This is a genomic window from Pseudomonas sp. LW8 (assembly GCF_041956865.1).
GTDB classification, from domain to species: domain Bacteria; phylum Pseudomonadota; class Gammaproteobacteria; order Pseudomonadales; family Pseudomonadaceae; genus Aquipseudomonas; species Aquipseudomonas siliginis.
The window spans coordinates 4,078,905-4,104,036 of record NZ_CP168138.1; the positions used below are offsets into that span (position 1 = coordinate 4,078,905).

The window sequence follows — 25,132 nt, forward strand, 5'->3', positions numbered from 1 at the left end:
CAGGGTTAACGGGATGAGGAATCGATCAGTCCGGCGGCACGCGCCAGTTGCCACAGGCCACGCTCGGTGGCCTGCTCGGCCAGCGTCACCCGAGCAAAGCCGCAGGCGTCGAGGGCGCGTTGATAGCGTGCGCACAGAAGCGCATTGCCGATGAGCACGATCGCTGGAAGATTCGCTTGATTGCGCCGGCGCCGCTGCACATTGGCGAGCGCGGCCAGCTCATGGCCGATCATCAGGCCGGACAGATAGTCCGCCTGAGCAGTCGGGCTCAATTCACCGGTCAGGCCGAGGGTGCGGGCGCTGAACAAGGTCGACAGCACACCGAGCTCGGCATCTGTCGACAGCGCGATTTGCACGCCGCGATCGAACGCCTGCGCATCGAAGGTCGCGCTCGGTTGTTGGGTACGGCCGAGAATGCTGTGCTCGCTGAGCACGGCAAACACTTCGCCGGTCATGAACGTGTCGAAATGGGTGATGCGGCCATCGACCACCTCCACCCACTTCGAGTGGCTGCCAGGCAGGCCGATCAGCAGATCATCACCCGCCTCGACCGGCAGACTTTGCAGCACGCCGAGGACTTGGGTTTCTTCGCCGCGCATTACATTCGGCAGACGCGAACGCTGGATCACGCCCGGGACGATATGCACCGGCGTACCGCGCAGACTGACAACGGTTTGTAGGGAATTTCCGAGATGGGCGACGTCGGCTGGCGTTTCGCAGTAAGGCGCTTCGCGCCAGCCCTGCGCACTGCCGACCATGCCGCAAGCGATCACCGGCAGATCCGGCTGCGCATCGAGCCAGTCACCGCAGGCCTCGTCGAAGGCCAGTTCAAAACCATCGGCGCATTCACGGCCGTGGATGATTCGCGGGGTCTTGGGCAACTGCATGATCCCGGACGACAGCGCACGCTGCTCCAGCACCACACCGTCCGCCGCGAGTTTGTAAGCACGTAATGAGGTCGTCCCCCAATCGAGCGCGATCAATTGCGCCTGCATCGCTTCACCTGTTTTGTTTTTGGCAGTGAGTGCGACGGACTATAAACCCGGGCGGGCTAAAATCTCAATATATAAATATCAATCCCATATTTTGGGATTCGCGCAAGTGGCGAGCTTGTCTTGTCGCGGGTACAAATCGTGCTTCGTAAGGATCAACGGAGAAAAAGCCAAGGTATTAAAGATTTTCTGCGAAAGGCGCTGCATGCATCTGCTCAGCGGACATTGAAAGGCGGCAGAGGAGCAATCGAGATCAGGCTCCCTCCCGCCAGAAAAGGAGCCTGGATGAATGAAGGATTCACTCCCTGTTGATAGCTCGCGCCAGGTCGGCAGTTGGCACACGCATGATTTGGGAAAAATACGTTTTGTAAGGAGTCGTATGAACGCGGAACACGCAGGAAATAAAACGTCTGTTCGTAAACCAACGATTGAGCACCGGCCCCTCCGGAAAGATTTCCGCGCCCTTTTCGCCAGTCGACTCTCTGAAAATCACGTCGGCTTTGTACTCGTTTGCAGCGCCACTCTCATCGCGCTCAACAAGGCCAAAACCGGAGCGTTTTATCTGGTGCCCAACAGAAAAGTCCACATCATCATCCACAGTACATACCAACCCTTGGCTTATATGTGATGTGAACAACTCGAGTAATTCCACATCGGCGAGAAAGTGAACCTGATAGATTCCGGTGTCTTCCAACTCATCAACACCGGAATAAAAAAGCTTCGCAGCCGGCTTTTCGTGATTCATTGAACATCCAGAACATATGACCAATAAACCCATCAAAAAAAATCGAGACACGATGTTCATTCCTTGAAAAAACTCAAGACCGACTCGTTAAAAATCTGACGAGCAGTCTTGCCGTTATCCAACGGCCGCAAATACATAATATTTGCATCCGCATGATTCACATCTACGCGCCCCATTACATTAGGCCCGGTAGAAACCTCCCATTGTTCACCAAAACTAGCAACCGTATCTGATACGTTCGTTATCTTCGGCGCAGCGCGAATATTAACCCAGTACTGAGCCTTGGGCTTGGGTGGCAACCGGTAGATATTGGAAATACCCCAGACCATTACACCTTCGCCAACCGGATCGATGGTCAATAACATTCTCACTGTATAGCCCTTCTCCGTGAGAGTGGCTGAAAGGTGGGCGCCATTCCAGCCTCCCAGACTATGACCCACAATGTACACAGCGGTTGAGCAGTCAGGGATCTTCGCCAGTACCTTTTCAGATAGGTCTTTATCGCTAATGAAATCATTATAGCCAAGAGGCCACGACTCAAATTTTCCCACAGGAAATTTCAACGCCTTGGCATCTCTGATAAAGATTTCGCGCACCGCGTCGACATTATTATTTGGCCCACTGAAGTAATAACTTTCCTGGTCTCCAGCACCACCAATAAAAAAAACCACAAAATTCCGCAGAGATATGGCCACCTGCTTATTGGTCTGATCGGTCTTGCATGTAAGTGTATGTGCTTTGACTTCCCTTTTCGCATGAGGTACTTCAGTAGGTGCATTGACTTCGGACATAAGCAATCATTCCACGAATAGTTTGATGGTTTCTGCCACGTGCGAACTGACCATATGAGTGAATCCGTTCGCATCAGTAACACCGTGTTCCTCACTTCCGTCGCCTCGTTGAATGGTGTAGGCGTGATAAGGCACTGGCTGTCCAGTCGCATCATTCGTCACTTGCAACCTGTCAGTGAAATGCACCGGCATCGGCAACAGCCCACTAAATGCGGCCCCTCCCCCACTTTGGCCGATGATCACCGTGCCCGAGCCACCGATCACGACATTGCCATGCCCACCAGTGCTATCGAGCATCGCGGCATTCAGGCCGTTAATGAAAACAGTGCCGGAGACCGCTCCGGTGATAGGGCTGCCACACGCTGATTTATCGGTCATGCGTGCAGCAGCGAGGCCGTCGAAGAATACGTCCGGCGAGCCGGAGACAATCGGGTTGGTGCCGTGACCTGGCAGTGGGCAGGCGGTTGGGTCGGTGACGCGAGCTGCGGGTTTACCACTCAATTCAAAGCTCCTTGCTTAAGGGGTGCCGGGGATGGCTGATAGATGTCGATGTCGGTCGCGGCAAAGCGCCAGCGATTATCGACCGGGTCGAACAGAGCATGACAATGCTCACGGCTTTCAGGTGATGTCGCGGTTTGTATGGCACGCCAGGCTTCGTTGGCTTGCCAACTCAACTCGGCAGGCGTTGCATCATCAAGTTCGTTGAGCCAGGCGTTGTAGTTGCGCAGGTGATTGCGCTCGAAAGTCGATTGCAGCAACTCGACCATTTCCACGCCAAGGTCCAGATGATGCCTGGAGGTCCAGCGCCCCACTTCGGAGTAGACGTGCCAGCCCATCGGGATCAACGCACCGTTTTTCAACAGAGAATGGCCGGCGAGAGCGACGAAGCCGCAACAGATGTGCAGCATCAGCCAGCCTTGATGGGCGTCGATAATCGCTGTGGGATCAAAGGTTCTCAGCGCTACCACGCGGTAGTCGCCAAGGTCGGCACTGCGCGTCATCAACTCGGCGTCGAGCCGCGACACGAAAGCCCGAATAGCCAGGCCGCCGGGGCGCTGGGCCATGCAGAGAATTTCGACAGCCTGTCGATTGGGGTCGTCAGAAGAGCCGGTAGTTTTCACCAGACCATACAGACGCATAGACGCCTGCAGTCCGCTCATAGCTGGTCACTCATTGACGCAGCGAGGGCTCCACAGGCGCGGAGAAATTTTGCCAGATGCATTGCAGGTGTCGTCCGTGAGCGCGCAAAAATGGCGCACAGAATGCCGGACCAGAGCGGTGGCGACAACTGAATCAGCAGTAGATTGCCATCATTGTGCTCAGCCCTCGGCAAACTCTCGCAACACCTTGCCATCCATGCGATACCGCACCCATTCCTCCTGCGGTTGTGCGCCGAGAGATTTGTAGAATTCGATGGCTGGGGTGTTCCATTCCAGCACGCTCCATTCGAAGCGGCCGCAGTCGTTGGCGCAGGCGATTTTCGCCAGGTGGCGCAGCAGGGTTTTGCCGGCGCCGCCACCGCGTTGTTCGGGGGTGATGTAAAGGTCTTCGAGGTACAGGCAGTTGCTGCCCAGCCACGTTGAATAGCTGAAGAAGAACACCGCGAAGCCGATCGGCAAGCCGTCGCGCAGGCAAATCAGGCCATGGGCGGTCGCGCCTTCGCCGAACAGGCTACGTTCGATGTCGGCGACGCTGGCGATGACTTCGTGACGGGCCTTTTCGAAATCTGCCAGTTCGGTGATGAAGGCGAGGATTTGCGGCGCATCGCTGGGGGTCGCCGGGCGGATTTCGATCGTCATGGACGGGCCTTGTCTGCAAATTAAAGCGCCATACTAAGGCGCGCAGCGGCGCTCGTCACATGGCAAACATACTGACCTGCCCGATCGGGCGAACGCCGTTGCCCCTGTGGGAGCGAGCCTGCTCGCGAATGCGTCCTTCCAGTCAGCCTCGAGTCAACTGACAGAATGCCTTCGCGAGCAGGCTCGCTCCCACAGTTGATAGCGCACGTTCTGAAAGGATGCTTATGACCGTTAACTGTTTTGCACCGATGGAAACACTAAAGATCGGCATCGTCTGAAAAGCAGACACGCGACCCCGGAGAAGACCGTTCGTCGATCATCAGGCACCAATCCGTCATCAGGGCTGACCAACCCAGTGTAAGGATTCCAATCACTGGAGAAGCCCTATGATCCCGTCAAGGTTGACCGCTTTAGTCTTCAGCGCCCTGCTTTGCCCTGCGGTATTCGCCGCCTCGTCCACGGCAGCGGGCACTGGCCCTACCGATCCGACCCCGCCACGCGCGCCCGCCATCAACAGTGCTCCCGGTATGAATACCGATGGTTCCGGCGTGCCGCTGATCAATCAGCCACCCGCCACCGGCACCGATCCGCGCACACAAGGCAGCGATCCGGGCCGTCAGGGTGGCATGAACACGCCTGACTCTCCTGCCACTCCGCCTGACAATGCCGGCCCCGGTGTCGGCTCGAAGACCACCACCGGTGGCTCCGGTTCCGAAGGTGCCGGTCAGTAGTTCGCCGACGCGAGCGCCCTATTCACTCCCATGAAGAGGTAACCATGAACGTCGACAAAGACCTGGAAAAAGAAGTTCTCACCCGCCTGCTGCACGCGCATCCCAACGGCTTGGGCAAGGAGGTGCTGGACAATTACCGGGGCGAGAAAGTCGTGGCCAGCGCCCTCGCCGCCCTGCAGGATCGCGGGCTGATTCACCATGGTCATGTGACCTGCAGCGAAGCCGGTGAGCACTCGCTGAACCTGCCGATCAAGCTCAGTTCAGCCGGCGTTGAAGCGGCGAAGAAACTCGATAGCTGACGCTGGTTGGGGCTGCGGATCTTCGACTTCGAACGGGTGATTCGTCTCGAGTGATTCGCAGCCTTCGGCGTAACGCGGCACATCCTGACGCAAGGAGAAATCCCATGCCTCGTGGAAGCAAAGACAAATACACCAGCGAACAGAAGCGCAAAGCCGAGCACATCGAAGACAGCTACGAGAAAAAGGGCGTGTCGAAAGATGAAGCTGAGGCGCGTGCCTGGGCGACGGTGAACAAGCAATCCGGCGGTGGCGAAAAGTCCGGCGGCTCAGGGCGCAAGAAGCCTGCAAGTGCCAAGTCGGAAGAGCGCAAAGAGTCATCGTGCCGTGCGGTGGCTAGCCGCAAGGGCCATTCGCGTAATAGCGAGACTTCGAAGAATGCGCAGACCGTCGATAGCCTGATGAAGGAAGCCCGAGCGAAGAATATTCCGGGGCGCTCTTCGATGCGCAAGCAGGAGCTGATCGAGGCGTTGCGCAAGGCGAGCTAGAACGACGCCCACTGTAGGAGCTGCCGAAGGCTGCGATCTTTTGCTTTTCAAGATCAAAAGATCGCAGCCTTCGGCAGCTCCTACAGAAGATTTGTGTACGACGTAGATCCAATGTGGGAGCGAGCCTGCTCGCGAAGGCTTCGGCTCAATCGCCGCAGGACTGATAGATAAACGCATCTACCTCAGTCGCCCCAGGTGAAGTCGCCGGCCCCCAGCGAGTCACCGCCAGCGCCGCCGCAGCATTCGCCCGCCGCGCCGCTTCCAGTGCATCCAGCCCCTGCGCCAATCCAGCAACAAACACCCCGGCATGCGCATCACCGGCGCCATTGCTGTCCACTGCATTGACAGCAAACCCCGGCACTTGTCGACGCTCGCCACGCTGTTGAATCCAGCAACCCTGCGGCCCGTCGCGCACCACCATCAGCACACTTTCAGGCAGCAGTTCCGCGAGGCGATCCATCGCGATACCAATCTCATCGGCTCCGGTAAACCGCAGCGCCTCAACGCTGTTGCTGGTCCACACATCGATGCGCGGCAGCAACGTCTGCATCATAGGCGCGTCAGGTGACTCCACCAACGGTCCCGGGTCGAACACCACATTGACCGACGCCGGCAGCGCCAGCGTCCAGTCGAGCAACGCCTGCGCCTTGCCCTCGTGCAGCAGACTGTAACCGCTGAGATAAACGTAATCGCCGGGCTCGGCAGCCACACTGTTCAAATCGTCTTCGGTCACCTCGCCTTCAGCGCCGATGTAGGAAATGAAACTGCGTTCAGCCGACGCATCGGTCAGCGCCACGCACAGACCGGTGTCGCGCTCGGCCGGTGCGCGGATGCCGATGCAGATACCTTCCGCCTGCATCGCTTGGCGCGCCAGGTCACCGAAACGCCCCGTGCCATGGCGACCGAGGTAAACCACCGGCAGACCGTTACGCACCGCAGCGGCCATCACGTTGAAACCGCCGCCCGCTTCGAAACCGGCCGACTGCGCCAGCACATCACCGCCAATCTGCGGCAGTTTATCCACGGCCATGACCAGGTCGATGATGACCTGGCCGGTGTGCAGCATCTTAGGCATGAGCATTCTCGGGTTGCGCGGCGCGGCGATCTTTCGCACCGCCAAGTATCAGGTAAATGCCACCGGCGACGACGAAGGTCACGATCCAGCCGAGGCCGTTGTGGCCCAGCCAGGAGTCGGACAGCAAGCCCTTGAACCAGACGTTTTCTGCCGTGGTGCCGATGGTGGTGAAGCTGAAACCAAGGACGATAGCGATCGCCCAGGCGCCAAACGCGCGCCACTCGATGCCGCCGCGATACCAGTAGGCGCTGCTCGGGCTGACGTCGAGCAGGTCTTTGGGGCTGTAGTAGTGACGGTGAATCAGGTCGACCACGAAGATCCCGACCCACGCAGTGATCGGCACCGCCAGCAGGGAAATGAAGGTAATGAACGGGCCGTAGAAACTGTCGGCGATCAGCATGAAGTAGATCGAGCCGGCGAAGATCGCGACGATATCCACCACTACCGCGTAGACGCGTTTGACCTTGAGGCCCAGGGTCAGCGTGGTCAGGCCGGCGGAGTACACCGACAGGTTGTTCGACAGTAGCAGGCCACCGAACGCGGTGATCAGGTACGGCACGGCCATCCACGTCGGCAACATGTCGCGGATCGCCACGATCGGGTCAGTCGCCGACGCCAGATCATTGTTGCCCACCGACAACAAGCCGCCGAGGGTGATCAGCAGCACCAGCGGGATCCCTGCGCCGAACGCCGCCGACGCCACCAGGCGCACTGCCTTGACGCTGCGATGCTGATAGCGCGACATGTCAGCACCAGCGTTGGCCCAGCCGATGCCGGTGCCGGCGGCCATGGTGCCGATGCCGATGATCATTGCGCTCAGCGGTGCTGGCGTGGCGTTGAACACCGCACTCCAGTCGATCGTCGCGCAGAGGAAACCACCGACGAGAATGTTCAGCGCACCGAACACATAGGTCGCCCACTTCTGGATCACCAGCAAAGTCGCGTGGCCGAGGCCGGACACCGACAAGGTCAGCAGGACGAAGATGGCGATAAAGATCAGCGTCAGTATCGGCGCACTTTTCGCCTCGACCGGCGAGCCGAACAGGATCGAGCACAGCGACAGCAGGACGAAGGCTGCGGTGGTGGTGTTGACGGTTTCCCAACCCAGACGCGACATCAGCGAAACCAGCGTCGGGCCGATGTTGCCGCGTACGCCGAAGATTGCCCGGGACAGCGTCAGACTCGGCGCGCGGCCACGGCGCCCGGCAATCGAGATGATCCCGACCACGGCAAACGAACCGGCGGCACCGAGGATGGCGACGATGATCGCCTGCCAGATCGCCAGCCCGCGAAACGCCACCAGCGTAGCGCCCAGCGGCAGGCCGAGGATGGAAATATTGGCCGCAAACCAGACCCAGAACAGCTGCAACGGATGACCGTTGCACTCGGCTTCCGGCACCGGCTCGATGCCCCGGGTTTCCAATTGCCCGACGCTCTGCCCGGCGGTTGATGAACTCATGAAGATGCTCCTGTTTGCCTTTTTTGTGGTTGTGGCAATGATGCAAAACGACAAGACAACCGGCCTTCCGAGGCCTGTCTGTGCGATCCATTGCTGTGTGAATTCTTTAGAAATGCGCCGCCCCTTTCGCGAGCAGGCTTGCTCCCACAAGCAAATGCATTCCAATTGTGGGAGCGAGCCTGCTCGCGAAGAGGCCAGCCAGTCAACGCAAGGCCAACAGCCCCTGCACTAACGGTTCCAGCTCAAGTTGATTAACGACTTTCACCGTTTCGATCATCGGCTCCGGCCAGCACTCAAGACCCAGGCAAGCGCCGAGCATGGCGCCGAGAATCGCCGCGATGGTATCCGTGTCGCCGCCCAGGCTGGCAGCCATGCACAACGCTTCGAATGCCGTCATTTCACCGATGGCCACTTGCTGCGCCAGTGCGAATGAAACCACCACCGACTCCTGCGACGCCACCGATGTACCGATCACGTCGTAGAGCAGATCGGCGAGCAGTGCTTTGTCACTGTCGACGCTGATACTGCGCGCCCAACTGATGCGCGAGGCGATGCGCCCGCCAGCGACCCAATGCCCGTGGGCTTCGGCTTGCTGGGCAATCTGCTGGCCAAGATTCAGCGCCTCGCCCAGATCGACGCCATTGATGCCAGCGGAAACCACCGCCGCCACCGCCGCCGCACTGGAAATCCCCAGCGTGGTGTTATGCGTCACCTGGCAAGCCTGCACGACCGCCGCGGTGAAGCGCTGCGGGTCGGCCACATTCGCGGCGATCCCCACCGGGGTGATGCGCATCGCCGCGCCATTGGTGGTGCCGTAGCGCCCGGCTTCTTCCGGGGAATGCCCGGCGAGGATCATTTCAATGGCGCGTTTGGTCGAGGGGCCGAGCAAGTCCTGCGAGCCTTTGGCCTGCATCTCGGCTTCCCATTCGATCAAGCGCTGGGCGAGGACCGCCGGCTCGATACGGCCGTGACCTTCGACCAATAATTCGCCGACCAGGATCGCCTGCTCGGTGTCATCGGTGATCGAGCCTTTGGGCATGTTCGCGGCGATCGGTTGCAAGGGACCTGCGTCCTGCAAATCAGTGATCTGGCCGAAGCGCGCCTTGATCGTTTCACGATCGAGCGACTGCGTCGGCATGCCCAGCGCGTCACCCAGAGCCAGACCATAGAAAGCGCCAAGCGCACGGTTGAGCGCGGTCATTTCGATTCTCCGAATTGCAGGTGCAGACGAAAGTGCACCGGGTCGAGCAGGCTTTCGACCTGTTCCATGAAACGGTTCTGCCGGTCGTAGGTGGTGCGCAGGGCTTTGAGAAACACCGTGCCGACCGGGCGACCGAGCAACTCGGCGTCTTCGGCATTCAGCGGCTCGGCGCCGATCCACTGATCGCCGCGCTCGCCGATATAGCCGTAGGCGGCCAGGGTGATGGTCAGGGAATTGTCGATCAGGCCGACGCGGGGCAGGCTTTCCAGGCCGCCGTTGGCCGGCATCAAGGATCGTTCGAGAGACACCAGCGTACCGTCGGTGGCGCGCCGGCGACGGTCAAGGGTGATGAATTGATCGGTGCCGAAACGCACCAGCAGATCCGGGCGAGTCACGGCTTCGAGGCGCAACACTTCGGTATTGATCAGCGCCCCGCTGTCGGCCAACGCCTGCGCCCAGCCGCTGCGCTGATCCAGCGCGACACCGTCGAAAGTGACGATGGAACCGACACCGCTTTGCGTGGCGATGTAATTACGCCGCTTCAGTTCGGCCAGCGCCTCACGCAAGGTGCCACGGCTGACCTGGAATTCTTGAGCCAACTGATGTTCGCCGGGCAACAGAAAGCCGTCCTCCATGAGGCCGCTTTCGATGCGTCGGACGAGCTCGTCGACCACCCGTTGTTTCTTGTCGAATCGTACCTGTCTAATCATGTACAAATTGATAACCGAAACGGGACGTGGCGGGCAACAAAAATTTGAGGGAGGTGACCGGTGGAGAGAGCAAAATCAAGAGCCCCTCACCCTAGCCCTCTCCCGGAGGGAGAGGGAACTGATTGGGGAGTGCTCAGGAAATGCGCCGAACTGATGTTGCTTTAGCGAATCCACAATCGACCCGATATTTCAGGTCGATGTAGAACGCAAGACACCTCGGTCGGCCCCCACTCCCTTTGGGAGAGGGAACTGATTGGGGAGTGCTCAGGAAATGCGCCGAACTGATGTTGCTTTAGAGAATCCACAATCGACCCGAACTTTCAGGTCGATGTAGAACGCAAGACACCTCGGTCGGCCCCCACTCCCTTTGGGAGAGGGACTGATTGGGGAGTGCTCAGGAAATGCGCCGAACTGATGTTGCTTTAGCGAATCCACAATCGACCCGATCTTTCAGGTCGATGTACAACGCAAGACACCTCGGTCGGCCCCCACTCCCTTTGGGAGAGGGAACTGATTGGGGAGTGCTCAGGAAATGCGCCGAACTGATGTTGCTTTAGCGAATCCACAATCGACCCGATATTTCAGGTCGATGTAGAACGCAAGACACCTCGGTCGGCCCCCTCTCCCTTTGGGAGAGGGCTGGGGTGAGGGGTAGCTTTTGACGTTACCGTTGTTTCAAGCGGTCAATGACCACGGCCAGCAACAGAATCGAACCACGAATCACATACTGATAAAACGTATCGATGTTCTTCAGGTTCATCGCATTCTCGATGATCGCCAGAATCAACACCCCGGCAATCACGTGGCGAATCATGCCGATGCCGCCACTCAACGAAACTCCGCCCAGCACGCAAGCCGAGATCACTGTCAGTTCAAAACCCTGACCAATCATCGGCTGCCCGGAAGTCATCCGCGAGGCCAGAATCACACCCGCCAGCGCACCGATCAAACCATGCACGGCGAAGATGATGATCTTGGTCCGGTCAACGTTGACGCCCGCCAGCAACGCCGCTTCCTGGTTGCCACCGATGGCCATGGTGTTGCGCCCGTAGGTGGTGTAGTTCAGCAGCCAGCCGAAAAACAGGAAGCAGACAATGGTGATCAGGATCGGCACCGGCACACCGAACAGCTGGCCGTTACCGAAGACGAAGAACGATTCCTGCGAAACGCCGACTGCCTTGCCGTTGGCAAAGATATAGGCCAGGCCGCGCACAATCTGCATGGTCGCCAGCGTTGTAATCAAGGCATTGACGCGCAACTTGGCGATCACGATGCCGTTGATCAGCCCGACGATCAGGCCCATCGCCAACGCCGCGCTGACCCCGAGAAATACACTGTTGGTGTCACGCATTACCACTGCCGCGACCACGCCGGCACAGGCGATCACTGAGCCGACCGAGAGGTCGAAGTGTCCGGATGCCAGGCAATAAAGCATGGTGCACGCGGCGATGCCGGTGGTGGAAATCGCCAGGCCCAGGCCACGCATGTTCAGCGGCGAGAGGAAGTTGTCGATCAGCAGTGTGCAGGCGACAAAGATGCCGATCGCCGCCAGCAGCATGACCCAGTCATCGAGGAAGCGCCGCATGTCCAGCGGTTTGCGCTCGGTCGGCAGGGTTTCGTTTTGCGTAGTCATCATAGTCACCTCTCAGTTCGCCACGCCGTCAGCGCGGTGGCGTGGCAAAGCCAGTTGCAGCAGGTTGGATTCATTGGCCTGGTCGCGGCTGACTTCGCCGCGCAGAGCGCCTTCGCACAGCACCAGGATGCGGTCGGAAATGCCCATCACTTCCATCAGATCGCTGGACACCACGATCACCGAAATACCGTCGGCAGCGAGGTTATGAATGATCTGGTAGATCTCGGCCTTGGCGCCGATGTCGATGCCACGGGTCGGTTCGTCGAGCAGCAGGACTTTCATCGGCATCGACAGCCAGCGGCCGAGAATGGCTTTCTGCTGGTTGCCGCCGGAAAGGAACTTGATCTGCTGGCCGGCGTGCGGGGTTTTCACTTTCAGGGCCTTGATCTGCTTGTCAGCATTGCCCTTTTCCCACAGGCCGCGGATCAGGCAGCCGAGCCCGGAATGCGCACCGCGGGCACTGATGTTGATGTTCTCGGCGACGCTGGCCAGGGGGATGATGCCTTCCTTCTTGCGATCTTCCGGGCAGAGCAAAATGCCGGCGGCGATCGCGTCACGCGGCGAGCGCAGTTTCAGCTCATGGCCGCGCAGTTCGAGACGGCCAGCGGTGTTGCGCTCCAGGCCGCTGAGCAGGCGAAACAGCTCGGTGCGCCCTGCCCCGACCAGCCCGAACAGGCCAAGGATTTCGCCCTTGTGCGCTTCGAAACTGATCGGCTCACGCAGGCCCGGGCCGAGCAAACCATCGACCTTCAACGCCACGGCGCCACGCGGGCGATGACGGTAATCGTAGATGTCCTGAATGTCGCGACCGACCATGCAGGTCACCAGTTGATCGTGGGTCAACTGGCTCATGTCGTCGAATGTACGTACGTAGCGGCCGTCCTTGAACACAGTGACGGCGTCGCAAATGCGGAAGACTTCTTCCATGCGATGGGAAACGTAGAGCACCACTTTGCCTTCGTCGCGCAGACGACCGATGATCGCCATCAAGCGATCGATCTCCCGCGCCGAAAGGCTGCTGGTCGGTTCGTCGAAAGCGATGACGTGAGCGCCGCGCGACAGCGCCTTGGCGATTTCCACCAGTTGCCGCTGACCCAGCGACAAGCGTCCGACTTTGGTTTGCGGATCGATTTCGTCGGCCAGGCCTTTCAGGCAATTCAAGGCTTTCTGGCGCAGCTCACCACGATTGATCAGGCCGAAACTAGCCGGCAGATGGCCAAGAAACAGGTTCTCGGCCACGGTCATTTCCGGGACCAGATGCAGTTCCTGGTGAATCACCGCGACGCCGCTGCCGATGCTGTCGGCGGTGGACTTGAATGCCATCGCCTGCTCGCCGATCTGCAGCTCGCCGCTGCTTGGGATGTAAGCGCCACCGAGGATTTTCAGCAGGGTCGATTTGCCCGCGCCGTTCTCGCCCATCAAGGCATGAACCTGACCGGGGTGGGCGACGAAGCTGATGCCGTCGAGCGCTTTCACGCCGGGAAAGGTCTTGCCGATCCCGTTGAAGCGCAGGCTGCCGCTGGCGCCGTGTTGTTCTTGTGTCTGTACTTGCGCGTGCATAAAGCCACCTCTTCACACCGAAAGACGGCCCGGCTGCCCGGGCCGTCGCTGCCTCAGTTCCACAAGCCGATTTTTTCCAGCTCTTGCTTGAAGTTTTCGCGGGTGATCAGGGTGACGTCATCCATGGCGGTGTACTTCGGCGGCTCTTTGCCGGCGGTGATCCACTCGTACATCATCTCGGCAGTCTTGTAGCCTTCGATGTGCGGGCTTGGCAGCATCGAACCGAAGAAGCCGCTGTTAGGCTTTTTCAACTCGCCGATGGCGTCGGTGCCGTTGATGCCGATGCCGATCACGTTGCTCGCGGCAAACCCGGCCGCTTCGGTGGCGCGCACGCCGCCGAGCACGGTGTTGTCGTTCATGCCGCCGATGATCAGGTTTTTCGCCGCGCTCGGCAGTTTCACCAGCGCCGAGTTGGTGGCGTCCATGCTGCCCGGTACGTCGAGGGTTTTCAGCGCGGCGAAGAGGATGTGGTCCTCCGGCATGCCGGCCTTCTTCAGGGCATCGACCGAACCGTCGGTGCGCTTCTTGCCGGTGTCGAGTTCGTTGTAGGTGTTGACCACCGCGTAGGTGTCTTTCCAGTCCCAGTTACGCTTTTTCGCTTCGGCGGCCATCGCGGCGCCCTGCTTCTGGCCCACTTCAAACGCGGCCATGCCCAGGTACGGCACGTCTTCCATGAATTTGCCGTTGGCGTCGACAAAACGGTCGTCGACGGCAATCACTTTCAAGTCGTTGATCTTGGCTTTGGCCATGATGGCAGGGCCGAGGGACACGTCAGGCGGGCAGATCACAAAACCCTTGGCGCCGTTGGCGGCGAGGCTGTCGATGGCCGAGAGGGTCTTCTCGCCATCCGGCACCGCGATCTTGATCAGTTCAAAGCCTTTGTCCTTGGCGGCTTTTTCGGCAAAAGCCCATTCGGTCTGGAACCACGGTTCTTCGGCCTGCTTTACCAGAAAACCGATCTTCACCGCGTCGGCGGCGAGCAGCGCACTGCTCAGGCTGAACGCAGTGACCGCCAGGGCAGTGCTGCACAGGGTACGAATCCCGAAACGACGTTTCATCAGATGACTCCTTGTTATTTTTTTTGAGCAAGGTTTGAAAAGCGTTGAAGCGTGTTCTCAGTGAAGCTGTTTGAAAATAGTCATATCGTATGATGATTGGATTTCAAGCGTAGTTCAGCGCTGGAAATCCGTTTTATTCAGTCGTGGTACATCACCGAGCGGCCGCCATCGATGGTGATGCACGAAGCATTGATAAACGGTGCCTCATCGCTGGCCAGAAACACCGCCGTCATCGCCACTTCGATCGGCTGGCCGATGCGCTTGGGCGGGTGCAGGTCAAAGGCGCGCTGCCGCTCGGCGTGCGGATCGGCAAAGCCATTCCAGTAATCAACGTTCAGCTGCGTTTCGATGTAGCCCGGCGCGATGGCGTTGACGCGAATGCCTTTGGCCGCGTATTCGATGCCGAGTGCACGGGTCAGGCCGAGCAAGCCGTGCTTGGCCACCGGGTACGGGAAGCAGCCGGGAATGATGTGGCTGGAATGGGTCGAGGCGATGTTGATGATGCTGCCCACGCCCTGCTCGATCATCTGCGGCAGCACGGCTTTGCAGCCATACCAGGCGCCGTCCAGATCGATGGCGAAGCAGCGGCGCCAGTCCTCTTCGGTCATCTGCAAAGGATCGCGGAACACATTGACCCCGGCGCAGTTGACCAGCACATCGATGCGGCCATGCAATTCCACGGCGCGTCGGGCCAGGGCATGCAGATCCTGCTGATTCGATACGTCGACCTTGAGCGCCTGCACGTCATGGCCCTGATCGCGCCAGTGAGCGGCGACCTGCTCGACCTTGTCGGCCTGGATGTCGCTGATGAGTAATCTGGCTTGCTGCGCGGCGAAGGCGGCGACAATCGCTTCGCCGATGCCCTGAGCGGCCCCGGTCAACAGCACGACCTTGTTTTTCAGACGCTCGCCTTTCGGCGGGGCCGACACTTGCGGCAATGTCAGCGCTTCAGCCATGGCTCAGGCCTCCTGCACGCAGGCGCAAAAAAACCGGCCATCGGTGGATGTCCGGTTCTGACGGCTGGGAAAAACAGACAGGCATGCGTCGTCAACGGCATTGAGCCGTGACGAAAGGCGGATCCCGCTTGCGCGGGCGACAAGAATTCGCTGCATCACTTCACCTGTTTTGTTCTTTTTAAGTGTGAGTGCGTGTTACTGCTGGAGCCGACTATAAACCCGACCGCCAAATAATCTCAATATATAATTTTGCATCCCATATTATGGGATTTAACCAGCAAAACGCGTACAGAGTTTTCCTGCAACGTCGACGCGCATGCTCAGCACCGCGCCATCCAATGGATGGTTCAGCGGACTCTTGGCGCTGGTGATGAATAAGGTTTTCAAGTCTTCGCCACCGAACACGCAACTGGTCGGGCGACTGACCGGCAGATCGATTTTGCGATCCACCTGCCCGTCCGGCGTCAGGCGCAGCAGGCAACTGCCGTCCCAGCGTGCATTCCACACGTAGCCTTCGGCGTCCATCGCCGAGCCATCGGGACCACCGTGTTGATCAGACGAGTAAAACACCTGCGGAGCATCGAGACTGCCGTCAGTGCGGATGAAATATCGATTGAGCGTGCTGTCGAGGCTTTCACCAAACAACAGCGTGGTGCCGTCGTCACTCCACAACAAGGTATTGGGAATGCCCAGACCGAGCAGCAGCGGTGTCACGCGCTGATCGGGATCGATACGGAACAGGCCTCCGGAACGGCGCACCAGCGGCAGATCCTCACCGTGCTCGCCGATGTTGTTCTGCATGGTGCCCAACCACAACCGGCCCAAGGCATCGCAACGGGCTTCGTTGGGCCGGTTGCCCGGTTGCGGGTCGGCGACACAGAACAGCGTCAAACGTGGCTCGAGGCCAGGCGAATCGAGATCGAGGCGGTAGACACCACTGGTCAATGTCACCAGCGCATCGCCGCTGGCGCAGGGAATGAAGGCGGAGATGTGCTCGGGCATCTGCCAGATCTGCACGTTCTGGCCGATCAGGCGCAACGCTTGTTTACCGGCGATATCGACCCAGTACAACGCCTGGGTCGGCGCATCCCAGAACGGGCCTTCGCCGAGTTGCGCGCGGTGTTGGGTCAGGGCGGTGCAGGTCATCTGGAATCCTTCATGTTCTTGTTGTTTCCAATGTGGGAGCGAGCCTGCTCGCGAAAGCGGCGTGTCAGTCAATGATGATGCATCTGACCTGACGCATTCGCGAGCAGGCTCGCTCCCACAGGGAATTTTCGGTCTTAGCTGGCTTTGCGGTCCGCCATGACTTTCGGGTAAAAGCGTTTTATCGCCAGATCGGCATTGTCGATCAAGGTCATGCACGCCCACACGCCACGGGTCGAATCGCGCGCGGCGATGGCATCGGCCATGTCTTTATGGATCGGCAAGGTGCGGCGCAGTTCATCGGGGTCGGCGGCGGAGACTTCGAACGACACCGCCAGCAACGCACCGAGGGCCGGGACCATTTGTTCGATGAACTGATTATGGCTGGCGGCCAGAATGCATTCGTGGAAGGCCTGGTCGGCACGGTTGTAATCAACGCCGCTGTCGACTGCACGTTCCAGCGCATTGAAAGCCAGTTGTACCGCTTCGATCTGCTCCGGTGTCGCCCGCTCACAGGCCCAGCGCACCGCCATCGGCTCAATGGTGCGGCGCAAATCCAGCAGGTCATCTACGAAGTTTTCCGGCAACCCATTGCGCGATAGCCAACCCACCACCTGCGGATCGAACAGATTCCAGCGCCGTACCGGCAACACCCGCGTGCCGACTTTCGGACCGACTTCGAGCATGCCTTTGGCGACGAGGGTTTTGATTGCTTCGCGAATCACCGTACGGCTGACACCAAGCTGCTCGCCCAGATCCGCCTCGACCTTGATGGTCTGCCCCGGCTTGACCTGACCGGCAGCAATCCAACTGCCCAGCCAGTCAACGGTCGACGCATGAAAGCTGCTGGACATGTACACCTCAAGGCGAATCGCGATGGGTACCTACGCTAATCATCATACGAATAACAGTCAATCGGATTTTTTCAGCTTGCGCAAACCATTGTGGGAGCGAGCCTGCTCGCGAAAGCGTCGTGTCAGTCAACATTGCTGGCGACTTATACAGCGCATTCGCGAGCAGGCTCGCTCCCACATTTTGATGTTGTGTCAGGGTTCCAGGCCGAAGCGAAAGAACTCGCCGCCGCTCCACACGCCCAACCAGCGCTGACCATCGATCTCGCGGCTCACCGCCAGTTCCACCAACTGGTAAAACACATTGCGGTGAATCAGCGCTTCAAGGTTGCTGCGCACATGCACATAGGGCGCAGGCTCCTGGGTCTCAGGATCGATCTCGACACGCAGCGGATGCTCAGTCCCCGCTTCGGTGGTTTCCTCGACATTGGTGGTAAAGCGCAAAACCTGCGCCTCGCCCTCGCCTTGCACGTCAACGGCAACCGCCACGAACGGCGCGTCATCGACCTTGATCCCGACCTTCTCGACCGGGGTGATCAGGAAATAATCATCGCCGTCGCGGCGGATGATGGTGGAGAACAGTTTGACCATCGGCTTGCGCCCGATCGGCGTACCCAGGTAGTACCAGGTGCCGTCACGGGCAATGCGCATGTCGATGTCGCCGCAGAAATCCGGGTTCCACAAATGCACCGGTGGCAGGCCTTTGGTCTTGGGGATCTGCCCCAGCAGGTCATTGGCTGTTTGCGGGTCACTCATGGCGTACTCCTTGATTACTGGTCGCCGATCCCCAGCAGGCTGCGTGCGTATTGCGCCAGCGGCGGACCGATGAGGTCTTCGGGTTTGGAATCATGGAACGTCAGTAAACCGCCACGACTCTTGATCCGTGCAGTATCAATCAAATACTGGGTGCTGGTCTCGATCAACATGATCTGAATCACGCCGCCATCGATACCGAGGCGATCCACGGCTTCCTGGTCCAGCCACTCGTCGGAGTTGCCGATGCGGTCATCAGCCTTGGCGAAACGTGTGTAGAGCAGGTAATGCGCCCCGGCATCACGGGCTTCGCCCATGGCTTGGTCGAGGCCTTCCGGCGCACGGGCGCGGCGGACCATCGGGAAGTATTCGACAAAGCCCTTGAAGGCTTCTTCGGCGACCACGTTTGGCCGTGGATAGGAACCACCCGGTGGCGCGAACGCGCCCTGGGCGATGAAGATGAACGAGTCCGGCTGAATGCGGAGATTGTTCACCCGGCGGCTGTCACTGTGGTCCAGAAGCCCCGCATCGCTCATGTGATAGCGAGTGCCTTCGGCCATATCGCTGACATTCATGCAGCCGCCAAGCGCCAAAACGGCCAGCAGCAAAACCAGGCTACGCATCCTATTCCTCCAGAAGCCGGTGTCGGAAAACCGGCGAATGGCCGTTGAATGCAGCTTTTGCGCCAGCTCGACAAATTCAGTGAGAGAGGCATTCGCGAGCAGGCTCGCTCCCACAATTGAAATGCATTCCAAATGTGGGAGCGAGCCTGCTCGCGAAAGCCGTTGTTCAACCGCCAATAATCTTCATGACAGTAGCGCCGCCAGAGAACGCCACCTCCTGTTTGTCACCCAACGCCTTGACCAGCAAACGTTGCAGCGCCGGCAACGCCTGGTGGCGCGGCTTGTCGAGCAGATCGCCGACATAGTGGCGGTTGCTCGACGATAAACAGCCATGCAGCCAACCGGTCGATGACAGGCGCAAGCGCGAACAAGTGCGGCAGAACGGCACACTTTCGTTGGCGATCACCCCGAAAGTGCCGCGACCGGGAATCGCATAGCGCACAGCCGTGGCGTCCACCGGTGCGTCGGTCTGGGCGTATTCATAACGTTCGCCGATCAGGCCGAGCAACTGCTCAAGGCTGACGAACTGCTGCAGGAAGGCATTGGAATCCTTGGCCAGATGGCCCATGCGCATCAGCTCGATGAAACGCAGTTCGAAGCCGAGCTCCAGACAGTAGTCGAGCAGCGGCATGACCTGATCGAGGTTCTGCCCGCGCAACGGCACCATGTTGACCTTGATCTTCATCCCGGCGGCGGCAGCCTGATCCATGCCATCGAGCACGCTGGCCAGATCGCCGCCACGAGCGATGCTGCGAAACGCAGCGGCATCAAGAGTATCGAGGGAAACGTTGATTCGACGCAGACCGGCATCGACCAGCAGCGGCAGTTTTTTCGCGAGGAGTTGACCATTGGTGGTCAGGCTGATGTCGTCGAGGCCCATCTGGCCGACGGCAGTCATGAACGATTCGAGTTTGGGGCTGACCAGTGGCTCGCCGCCAGTGATGCGCAGGCGCTCGATGCCGGCCGCTTCGATCAGGTATTCGACGCCGCGCGCCATGGCTTCGGCCGACAGTTCATCCTGCGCAGCGACCAACCGCTTGCCGTTGGGCACGCAGTAGGTACAGGCGTAATTGCAGGCAGAGGTCAGGCTGATGCGCAGATTGCGAAAACGCCTGCCTTGACGGTCAACGATCATGAAACACTCCGGCGAAAGAAATCGAGCGAGCAAAACTTGACTGAGAAATCAGGTTTTAGCAAGCCCTATGCCTGAGTATATTCCTGTGCTATTGCGCCATGTTGTGAAAACACGGCGCAATCAGCCCGCTGAATGACTTATGTGCTCGGGGTTTCCGGGTCGCGCTTGCGCTTGTTGCCCATGCGCACGCCGATGTCCATCAGGAACTGGAAGAAGCCTTCCTGATCTTCCAGCACGTTGCTCCAGAATGGCGAGTGATACAACGCCACCGCGCCGTGCACCAACGCCCAGGATGCGCAGTAGTGGAAGTACGGCGGCACGTCTTCGAGCTTGCCTTCGCTGATGCGACCCTTGATCAGCAGGGTCAGGCGTTCGAAGTTCGAGGCACGGATCTTGTGCAGTTCCTCGACCATCTCCGGCACCTGATTGCCCTTGACCACTTTCTCTTCGAGGCGGTCGAACAGGCGATAGCGCTGCGGGTCGCGCATGCGGAATTCGAAGTAGGCGCGGGACAGCGCTTCCTTGTCCTTGTCGACATCGGCCGAATGCAGCAGCTCGTTCAAATCGCGCTCGTAATCGAGCATCAGGCGCAAGTAGATCTCGGCCTTGGATTTGAAGTGCTTGTAGATCGTGCCTTTGCCGATACCCACGGCATCAGCAATCATCTCGACGGTGACACTGTCTTCACCCTGGTCGAGGAACAGCTTGAGCGCGGTATCGAGAATTTCCTGCTCGCGGCGACGAAATTCACGGACCTTACGAGGTTCTTTATGCATAAGAAAAAGGTCTGAAGGGTCAAAATTCGAAGCCGCGTATTATGCCTAACTTGCGCAAAAAAGCACGGTTCATCGACCGAATCTGTGTTTCTTGTTCATTTCGAGAACGAATCGGGCGCAATGAGAACTCAACTGAAGCAAACGTATTCCAAATTTGTTTAAAAACCCCGACCCGCTCACTGGACTGCACGCCAGACTGATCAATACTTGAACTGTCGGGCGACATCTCCCCCAAGTGTCGTGCCGGTAAAGGTACCAACGGACCGCGTGCCTTTGTTTTACTCCTAATGGTCTTAACCCGGATTCACCCCCCAGAACCCGGGTTTTTTTTGCCTGCGATTTGGCCTGCCGTCATACGGCAGATTTAACACTCGCCAGCGGGAACAAGCGCTTGAAGTTTTCCGTGGTCTGCTCGGCAAAGCGCTCGTAGTTCTCACCACGCAGCATCGCCAGAAACTCCGCCACTTCGCGCACGTACTGCGGCAGGTTCGGCTTGCCGCGATACGGAATCGGCGCCAGATACGGCGAATCGGTTTCCACCAGCAGGCGATCGGCCGGCACTTTGCTCGCCACATCGCGCAGAGCGTCGGCATTGCGGAACGTGACGATGCCCGACAGGGAAATGTAATAACCCATGTCCAGCGCCGCTTTGGCCATGTCCCAGTCCTCGGTGAAGCAATGCAACACACCGGCCTGGGGCAGCGCCGCTTCGCGCAGCAGTTCGAGGGTGTCGGCACGGGCGCCGCGAGTGTGGATGATCACCGGCTTGCCGGTCTGCTGCGCCGCTTGCAGATGCAGGCGAAACGACTCCTGCTGCAACTCGGCAGCTTCCGGCTCGTAGTGATAGTCGAGACCGGTTTCGCCGATCGCCACCACTTTCGGGTGATCGAGTTCGTGCAGCAGCCAGTCCAGCGCCGGTGCGGCGCCCGGCTGCACATCCAGCGGATGCACGCCGACCGAGCAATCGACGTCGTCATAACGCTCGGCGAGGGCTTTGACGTCGGCGGCGTTGTCAGCGCTGACGCCGATGCACAGAAAATGTCCAACCCCACGCTCGCGGGCCGCAGCGAGTGCGGCATCCAGCGAGCCGTCATGGGCGGCGAGGTCGAGACGGTCAAGGTGACAATGGGAATCTACGAGCATAAAAAGGACTGCAACTTACATCGTATGAGTGGGACGGTCGGATTTCAGTGCTCCGGCCAGATGAGTTTCGATGCGACTGCGCGCGGTGTCGTCGCCGTCGTTGAACTGCACGCCGACACCGGCGGCGCGATTGCCTTGTGCGCCTTTGGGGGTGATCCAGGCGACTTTGCCGGCGACCGGAATTTTTTCCGCTTCATCCATCAGGTGCAACAGCATGAACACCTCGTCGCCCAACCGGTAGCTTTTGTTGGTCGGGATGAACAGTCCGCCATTCTTGATGAACGGCATGTAGGCGGCGTAGAGCACCGACTTGTCCTTGATGGTCAGGGACAAGATGCCGTTACGCGGCCCCGGGCTGACAGGTTCAATCATGTTCACCTCCACTGCTGATCTTCAGAGTCTAGGTACACATTCTTATCTTTGACCAGGCAATCCCACCCATTGCACCAACAATGCTTCCAGCAACAGGGCCGGATTGAGGTTGGCCTTGCTCAACACTTTCTGCCGTTGGGCGAGAATCCAATCCTGAATATCCAGCACTTTACCCTGCGGGCTTTTCTGCGCCAGGTACTGCACAACCTTGCGCATATCGGCCAGGCCAAGACCGGCTTCGTCCTGAGTCAGTTGATAGCGCAGGATCAGGCTCGACCAGTCGCAGAACCAGTCGAACAGACGCAGCATCGGAATGCTTTTCCACTCTTCCGCCAGTTGCGTCGGCGATTGCTGGCCCTTGAGCAACTTCTTCACGCCTTCGACCACTTGCGCGCGCTGTTCACGCACACCTTGCGATTGCAGGCTGACCGCCATCAGCGGCGACCCGGCGGCGAGGGTCAGCAGTTCGACGCGCTCTTCCTCCGCGCAATCCGGCAGCGCCTGGGCCAGCCATTGCAGGCTCATCGCCTCGCCCGGCAGCGGGCAGGCCTGCTGCACGCAACGGCTCTTGATGGTTGGCAACAAACGGCTCGGCTGGTGGCTGACCAATAGCAGCACGGTATCGCCGGACGGCTCTTCAAGGCTTTTGAGCAAGGCGTTGGCAGCGTTGATGTTCATCGACTCGACCGGCTCGATCAACACCACTTTGCGCCCCCCGAGCTGCGCGGTCTGCACGACGAAACTGACCAGATCACGAACCTGATCGACCTTGATCGCCTTGTCCGCCTCTTCCGGCTCCAGGATGTAATTGTCCGGATGACTGCCGGCCTTGAGCAGCAAGCAGGATTTGCACTCGCCGCACGCCTCAGGCGTAGGGCGCTGACACAGCAGGCTGGCCATCAAGCGCTCGGCCAGCGCACGCTTGCCGATACCGGCCGGACCGTGCAGCAGGTACGCGTGAGCATGCTGACTGCGGCCGGCCAGTTGCTGCCAGAGGCTGTCCTGCCATGGATAGGCCTCAGCCACGGGCCAGCTCCAGCAAATTCGGTAGCAAGGTGTCCAGCGATTGCTGCACCTTGGCCAATGGCTGACCGGCATCGATGCGCACGTAGCGCGACGGGTCGGCTTCGGCGCGTTTCAGGAACGCATTGCGCACGTTCTCGAAAAACGCCCGGCCTTCGAGTTCGAACCGGTCCAGCCGACCACGGGCACTGGCGCGGGCCAGGCCGATTTCAACGGGCAGGTCGAAAATCAAGGTCAGATCGGGCCGCAAGTCGCCCTGCACGAAAGTCTCCAGGGTGGCGATGCGTTCCAGCGACAAACCACGACCGCCGCCCTGATAGGCGTATGTTGAATCGGTGAAACGATCGCACAGCACCACGGCGCCACGCGCCAGCGCCGGGCGAATCACCTCTGCCAGATGCTGGGCCCGCGCGGCGAACACCAGCAACAGCTCGGCGTCCGGGTGCATCACTTCGTCGGCCGGGGTCAGCAGGACATCACGAATCCGTTCGGCCAGCGGTGTACCGCCAGGCTCACGGGTGAGCAGCACTTCGATACCGGCGGCGCGCAGGCGCTCGGCGAGGTATTCGCGATTGGTGCTCTTGCCCGCGCCTTCCGGGCCTTCCAGGGTAATAAACAAGCCAGTCACAGGCAGTCCTTCATCAAAGTCATTGCGCGTTCTGCGGTGCAGCGGCGTCCGGTTCCGGGGCTGGCGCAGGTTCTTGCGGCGGCACTTGCGGCAGCGCCTCGGGCGCGGTGTTCGGCGAGGCCGCCGGAATGGCCTCATCGGTGGCCGGCGCGGTTACTGGTGCCGGGCTGGAACGGTAATCGGCACGGCGCTTGAGCTGGTATTCGCGCACCGCGTTGTTGTGCGCATCCAGATCATCGGAGAACACATGGCTGCCATCGCCACGGGCGACGAAATACAGGCTGCTGCCCTCAACCGGGTTGAGCGCAGCATGAATCGCCTCGCGCCCGACCATCGCAATCGGCGTCGGCGGCAAGCCTGGAATCACGTAGGTGTTGTAAGGCGTCGGCTCTTTCAAATGTGCGCGGGTCAGTTTGCCGGTGTAGCGATCGCCGAGGCCATAGATCACCGTCGGATCGGTCTGCAACTGCATGCCCAACGCCATGCGCCGTACAAAGACGCCGGCAATCTGCCCGCGCTCCTGCGGAACGCCAGTCTCTTTCTCGACCAGCGAGGCCATGATCAGCGCTTGATAAGGTTCGCTGTAAGGCACATCGGCAGAACGCTGCGCCCACTCTTTGGCGAGCACTTCATCGAGACGATCAAAGGCCTTTTTCAGCAGCTCGGCATCGGACATGCCGCGCACGAAGCGATAGGTGTCCGGGAAAAACCGACCTTCCGGGAACAAGCCTTTGTGGCCGATCTTCGCCATCACGTCGCTGTCGCTCAGGCCATTGAGGGTCTGCTCGAGCTTGTCGTCCTTGGCCAGGGCGGCGCGCACTTGATGGAAAGTCCAGCCTTCGACCAGGGTCAGGCTGTACTGAACCACGTCGCCGCGCTTCCACGAATCGATCAGACCGTTGACGGTCATGCCCGGCTGCATACGGTACTCGCCGCTGTGAATCGGTGTGCCGGCAAGATTGAAGCGCCAATAGACGCGCAGCCAGAACGCGTCCTTGATGACGCCATCGGTTTCGAGTTCAAGGAAGGTACGGGTCGGTGTAGAGCCTTTCGGCACATCCAGCAGTTGTTCCTGCGGAATGTTCAGGGGCTGTTCCAGCGCCGAATGAATTTTCCAGGCGCTGGCGCCCAACAGCAGCCCTGCCAGAACCAGTCCGGTTTCCAGCAGCAGCAAAAGTTTACGTCTCACGA

At 59.5% G+C, this 25,132-nt stretch carries 28 protein-coding genes; 3 read left to right on the forward strand and 25 right to left on the reverse strand.

All coding sequences use genetic code 11. The features are described 5' to 3' along the window. Positions 1 to 5 precede the first annotated feature (5 nt). The 6 genes from AB9L16_RS18370 to AB9L16_RS18395 all read right to left on the reverse strand — a co-directional run bounded on the left by AB9L16_RS18370 (position 6) and on the right by AB9L16_RS18395 (position 4,327). Positions 6 to 995 carry a 2-dehydro-3-deoxygalactonokinase gene (locus tag AB9L16_RS18370; RefSeq protein ID WP_150637665.1) on the reverse strand — a complete coding sequence of 330 codons (990 nt, stop codon included), beginning with the start codon at positions 993 to 995 and terminating at the stop codon, positions 6 to 8. Between the two features lie 295 nt (positions 996 to 1,290). Then, the gene (locus AB9L16_RS18375; RefSeq protein ID WP_236168413.1) at positions 1,291 to 1,737 is read right to left on the reverse strand and encodes a hypothetical protein; all 447 of its coding nucleotides are present in this window, start codon (positions 1,735 to 1,737) and stop codon (positions 1,291 to 1,293) included. Positions 1,738 to 1,793: 56 nt separating this feature from the next. Then, on the reverse strand, positions 1,794 to 2,528 hold the full coding sequence (locus tag AB9L16_RS18380; RefSeq protein ID WP_252868078.1) for an alpha/beta hydrolase: 735 nt from the start codon (positions 2,526 to 2,528) through the stop codon (positions 1,794 to 1,796). Positions 2,529 to 2,534: 6 nt separating this feature from the next. Further along, positions 2,535 to 3,029: a PAAR domain-containing protein gene (locus AB9L16_RS18385; RefSeq protein ID WP_305381296.1), complete on the reverse strand. Its 495-nt coding sequence runs from the start codon at positions 3,027 to 3,029 to the stop codon at positions 2,535 to 2,537. Beyond that, complete coding sequence (locus AB9L16_RS18390; RefSeq protein ID WP_150637661.1) at positions 3,026 to 3,688, reverse strand: hypothetical protein; 663 nt, start codon at positions 3,686 to 3,688, stop codon at positions 3,026 to 3,028. The genes AB9L16_RS18385 and AB9L16_RS18390 overlap by 4 nt, the downstream gene beginning before the upstream one ends. Positions 3,689 to 3,847: 159 nt before the next feature. Next, positions 3,848 to 4,327, reverse strand: coding sequence for a GNAT family N-acetyltransferase (locus AB9L16_RS18395; RefSeq protein WP_041479417.1), 480 nt, complete (start codon positions 4,325 to 4,327; stop codon positions 3,848 to 3,850). 386 nt (positions 4,328 to 4,713) lie between these two features. On the opposite strand from AB9L16_RS18395, the gene AB9L16_RS18400 reads away from it, so the two are divergent. The 3 genes from AB9L16_RS18400 to AB9L16_RS18410 all read left to right on the forward strand — a co-directional run bounded on the left by AB9L16_RS18400 (position 4,714) and on the right by AB9L16_RS18410 (position 5,842). Then, a complete protein-coding gene (locus tag AB9L16_RS18400) occupies positions 4,714 to 5,058 on the forward strand; it encodes a hypothetical protein (protein WP_076563793.1) in 345 nt (114 codons plus the stop codon). A 44-nt stretch (positions 5,059 to 5,102) separates the two neighbouring features. Further along, positions 5,103 to 5,357, forward strand: coding sequence for a hypothetical protein (locus tag AB9L16_RS18405; RefSeq protein WP_041479421.1), 255 nt, complete (start codon positions 5,103 to 5,105; stop codon positions 5,355 to 5,357). A 104-nt stretch (positions 5,358 to 5,461) separates the two neighbouring features. Next, positions 5,462 to 5,842, forward strand: a complete 381-nt coding sequence (locus tag AB9L16_RS18410; RefSeq protein WP_375122517.1) for a Rho termination factor N-terminal domain-containing protein — start codon at positions 5,462 to 5,464, stop codon at positions 5,840 to 5,842. Between the two features lie 145 nt (positions 5,843 to 5,987). Here the strand turns inward: AB9L16_RS18410 and AB9L16_RS18415 are convergent, their stop codons facing one another. The 19 genes from AB9L16_RS18415 to mltG form a co-directional block, all read right to left on the reverse strand. Next, positions 5,988 to 6,917, reverse strand: coding sequence for a PfkB family carbohydrate kinase (locus tag AB9L16_RS18415; RefSeq protein ID WP_375122518.1), 930 nt, complete (start codon positions 6,915 to 6,917; stop codon positions 5,988 to 5,990). Beyond that, on the reverse strand, positions 6,910 to 8,376 hold the full coding sequence (locus AB9L16_RS18420) for a cytosine permease (protein WP_353187742.1): 1,467 nt from the start codon (positions 8,374 to 8,376) through the stop codon (positions 6,910 to 6,912). Before AB9L16_RS18420 ends, AB9L16_RS18415 begins: the two co-directional genes overlap by 8 nt. 202 nt (positions 8,377 to 8,578) lie before the next feature. Beyond that, on the reverse strand, positions 8,579 to 9,577 hold the full coding sequence (locus tag AB9L16_RS18425; RefSeq protein ID WP_252886636.1) for an ADP-ribosylglycohydrolase family protein: 999 nt from the start codon (positions 9,575 to 9,577) through the stop codon (positions 8,579 to 8,581). Further along, complete coding sequence (locus AB9L16_RS18430) at positions 9,574 to 10,287, reverse strand: GntR family transcriptional regulator (RefSeq protein ID WP_016770970.1); 714 nt, start codon at positions 10,285 to 10,287, stop codon at positions 9,574 to 9,576. Before AB9L16_RS18430 ends, AB9L16_RS18425 begins: the two co-directional genes overlap by 4 nt. Before the next feature lie 664 nt (positions 10,288 to 10,951). After that, a complete protein-coding gene (gene araH, locus AB9L16_RS18435) occupies positions 10,952 to 11,920 on the reverse strand; it encodes an L-arabinose ABC transporter permease AraH (RefSeq protein WP_101156425.1) in 969 nt (322 codons plus the stop codon). A 12-nt stretch (positions 11,921 to 11,932) separates the two neighbouring features. Further along, positions 11,933 to 13,480, reverse strand: a complete 1,548-nt coding sequence (gene araG / locus AB9L16_RS18440; protein ID WP_236168407.1) for an L-arabinose ABC transporter ATP-binding protein AraG — start codon at positions 13,478 to 13,480, stop codon at positions 11,933 to 11,935. Positions 13,481 to 13,533: 53 nt separating this feature from the next. Further along, entirely contained in the window at positions 13,534 to 14,538 is a 1,005-nt protein-coding gene (locus AB9L16_RS18445; RefSeq protein WP_016770973.1) for a substrate-binding domain-containing protein, read from the reverse strand. A gap of 137 nt (positions 14,539 to 14,675) precedes the next feature. Beyond that, on the reverse strand, positions 14,676 to 15,494 hold the full coding sequence (locus tag AB9L16_RS18450) for an SDR family oxidoreductase (protein WP_056788270.1): 819 nt from the start codon (positions 15,492 to 15,494) through the stop codon (positions 14,676 to 14,678). Positions 15,495 to 15,764: 270 nt separating this feature from the next. Further along, positions 15,765 to 16,640: an SMP-30/gluconolactonase/LRE family protein gene (locus AB9L16_RS18455; RefSeq protein ID WP_056788268.1), complete on the reverse strand. Its 876-nt coding sequence runs from the start codon at positions 16,638 to 16,640 to the stop codon at positions 15,765 to 15,767. Between the two features lie 134 nt (positions 16,641 to 16,774). Then, complete coding sequence (locus tag AB9L16_RS18460; RefSeq protein WP_041479437.1) at positions 16,775 to 17,491, reverse strand: FadR/GntR family transcriptional regulator; 717 nt, start codon at positions 17,489 to 17,491, stop codon at positions 16,775 to 16,777. A 192-nt stretch (positions 17,492 to 17,683) separates the two neighbouring features. Then, complete coding sequence (locus AB9L16_RS18465) at positions 17,684 to 18,244, reverse strand: DUF1285 domain-containing protein (protein WP_375122519.1); 561 nt, start codon at positions 18,242 to 18,244, stop codon at positions 17,684 to 17,686. Between the two features lie 14 nt (positions 18,245 to 18,258). After that, entirely contained in the window at positions 18,259 to 18,864 is a 606-nt protein-coding gene (locus tag AB9L16_RS18470) for a DUF4823 domain-containing protein (protein WP_016770979.1), read from the reverse strand. 166 nt (positions 18,865 to 19,030) lie between these two features. Then, positions 19,031 to 19,999, reverse strand: coding sequence for a GTP 3',8-cyclase MoaA (locus tag AB9L16_RS18475; RefSeq protein ID WP_375122520.1), 969 nt, complete (start codon positions 19,997 to 19,999; stop codon positions 19,031 to 19,033). Between the two features lie 137 nt (positions 20,000 to 20,136). Continuing rightward, on the reverse strand, positions 20,137 to 20,775 hold the full coding sequence (locus AB9L16_RS18480) for a TetR/AcrR family transcriptional regulator (RefSeq protein WP_016770981.1): 639 nt from the start codon (positions 20,773 to 20,775) through the stop codon (positions 20,137 to 20,139). 351 nt (positions 20,776 to 21,126) lie between these two features. Continuing rightward, positions 21,127 to 21,918: a TatD family hydrolase gene (locus AB9L16_RS18485; protein ID WP_252868085.1), complete on the reverse strand. Its 792-nt coding sequence runs from the start codon at positions 21,916 to 21,918 to the stop codon at positions 21,127 to 21,129. Positions 21,919 to 21,933: 15 nt separating this feature from the next. Beyond that, a complete protein-coding gene (locus AB9L16_RS18490; RefSeq protein WP_016770983.1) occupies positions 21,934 to 22,290 on the reverse strand; it encodes a PilZ domain-containing protein in 357 nt (118 codons plus the stop codon). A gap of 42 nt (positions 22,291 to 22,332) precedes the next feature. After that, the gene (locus AB9L16_RS18495) at positions 22,333 to 23,316 is read right to left on the reverse strand and encodes a DNA polymerase III subunit delta' (protein WP_076563804.1); all 984 of its coding nucleotides are present in this window, start codon (positions 23,314 to 23,316) and stop codon (positions 22,333 to 22,335) included. Continuing rightward, positions 23,309 to 23,941: a dTMP kinase gene (gene tmk / locus AB9L16_RS18500; RefSeq protein WP_016770985.1), complete on the reverse strand. Its 633-nt coding sequence runs from the start codon at positions 23,939 to 23,941 to the stop codon at positions 23,309 to 23,311. The genes AB9L16_RS18495 and tmk overlap by 8 nt, the downstream gene beginning before the upstream one ends. Before the next feature lie 19 nt (positions 23,942 to 23,960). Then, positions 23,961 to 25,130, reverse strand: a complete 1,170-nt coding sequence (gene mltG, locus AB9L16_RS18505) for an endolytic transglycosylase MltG (RefSeq protein ID WP_315436004.1) — start codon at positions 25,128 to 25,130, stop codon at positions 23,961 to 23,963. Positions 25,131 to 25,132: the final 2 nt, after the last annotated feature.

Bases quoted from the DNA above. Each gene is read 5' to 3' on its own strand.
- AB9L16_RS18370 (WP_150637665.1), bottom strand. From the start codon at position 995: ATGCAGGCGCAATTGATCGCGCTCGATTGGGGGACGACCTCATTACGT.
- AB9L16_RS18375 (WP_236168413.1), bottom strand. From the start codon at position 1,737: ATGAATCACGAAAAGCCGGCTGCGAAGCTTTTTTATTCCGGTGTTGAT.
- AB9L16_RS18380 (WP_252868078.1), bottom strand. From the start codon at position 2,528: ATGTCCGAAGTCAATGCACCTACTGAAGTACCTCATGCGAAAAGGGAA.
- AB9L16_RS18390 (WP_150637661.1), bottom strand. From the start codon at position 3,688: ATGAGCGGACTGCAGGCGTCTATGCGTCTGTATGGTCTGGTGAAAACT.
- AB9L16_RS18395 (WP_041479417.1), bottom strand. From the start codon at position 4,327: ATGACGATCGAAATCCGCCCGGCGACCCCCAGCGATGCGCCGCAAATC.
- AB9L16_RS18400 (WP_076563793.1), top strand. From the start codon at position 4,714: ATGATCCCGTCAAGGTTGACCGCTTTAGTCTTCAGCGCCCTGCTTTGC.
- AB9L16_RS18405 (WP_041479421.1), top strand. From the start codon at position 5,103: ATGAACGTCGACAAAGACCTGGAAAAAGAAGTTCTCACCCGCCTGCTG.
- AB9L16_RS18410 (WP_375122517.1), top strand. From the start codon at position 5,462: ATGCCTCGTGGAAGCAAAGACAAATACACCAGCGAACAGAAGCGCAAA.
- AB9L16_RS18415 (WP_375122518.1), bottom strand. From the start codon at position 6,917: ATGCCTAAGATGCTGCACACCGGCCAGGTCATCATCGACCTGGTCATG.
- AB9L16_RS18420 (WP_353187742.1), bottom strand. From the start codon at position 8,376: ATGAGTTCATCAACCGCCGGGCAGAGCGTCGGGCAATTGGAAACCCGG.
- AB9L16_RS18425 (WP_252886636.1), bottom strand. From the start codon at position 9,577: ATGACCGCGCTCAACCGTGCGCTTGGCGCTTTCTATGGTCTGGCTCTG.
- AB9L16_RS18430 (WP_016770970.1), bottom strand. From the start codon at position 10,287: ATGATTAGACAGGTACGATTCGACAAGAAACAACGGGTGGTCGACGAG.
- araH (WP_101156425.1), bottom strand. From the start codon at position 11,920: ATGACTACGCAAAACGAAACCCTGCCGACCGAGCGCAAACCGCTGGAC.
- araG (WP_236168407.1), bottom strand. From the start codon at position 13,480: ATGCACGCGCAAGTACAGACACAAGAACAACACGGCGCCAGCGGCAGC.
- AB9L16_RS18445 (WP_016770973.1), bottom strand. From the start codon at position 14,538: ATGAAACGTCGTTTCGGGATTCGTACCCTGTGCAGCACTGCCCTGGCG.
- AB9L16_RS18450 (WP_056788270.1), bottom strand. From the start codon at position 15,494: ATGGCTGAAGCGCTGACATTGCCGCAAGTGTCGGCCCCGCCGAAAGGC.
- AB9L16_RS18455 (WP_056788268.1), bottom strand. From the start codon at position 16,640: ATGACCTGCACCGCCCTGACCCAACACCGCGCGCAACTCGGCGAAGGC.
- AB9L16_RS18460 (WP_041479437.1), bottom strand. From the start codon at position 17,491: ATGTCCAGCAGCTTTCATGCGTCGACCGTTGACTGGCTGGGCAGTTGG.
- AB9L16_RS18465 (WP_375122519.1), bottom strand. From the start codon at position 18,244: ATGAGTGACCCGCAAACAGCCAATGACCTGCTGGGGCAGATCCCCAAG.
- AB9L16_RS18470 (WP_016770979.1), bottom strand. From the start codon at position 18,864: ATGCGTAGCCTGGTTTTGCTGCTGGCCGTTTTGGCGCTTGGCGGCTGC.
- AB9L16_RS18475 (WP_375122520.1), bottom strand. From the start codon at position 19,999: ATGATCGTTGACCGTCAAGGCAGGCGTTTTCGCAATCTGCGCATCAGC.
- AB9L16_RS18480 (WP_016770981.1), bottom strand. From the start codon at position 20,775: ATGCATAAAGAACCTCGTAAGGTCCGTGAATTTCGTCGCCGCGAGCAG.
- AB9L16_RS18485 (WP_252868085.1), bottom strand. From the start codon at position 21,918: ATGCTCGTAGATTCCCATTGTCACCTTGACCGTCTCGACCTCGCCGCC.
- AB9L16_RS18490 (WP_016770983.1), bottom strand. From the start codon at position 22,290: ATGATTGAACCTGTCAGCCCGGGGCCGCGTAACGGCATCTTGTCCCTG.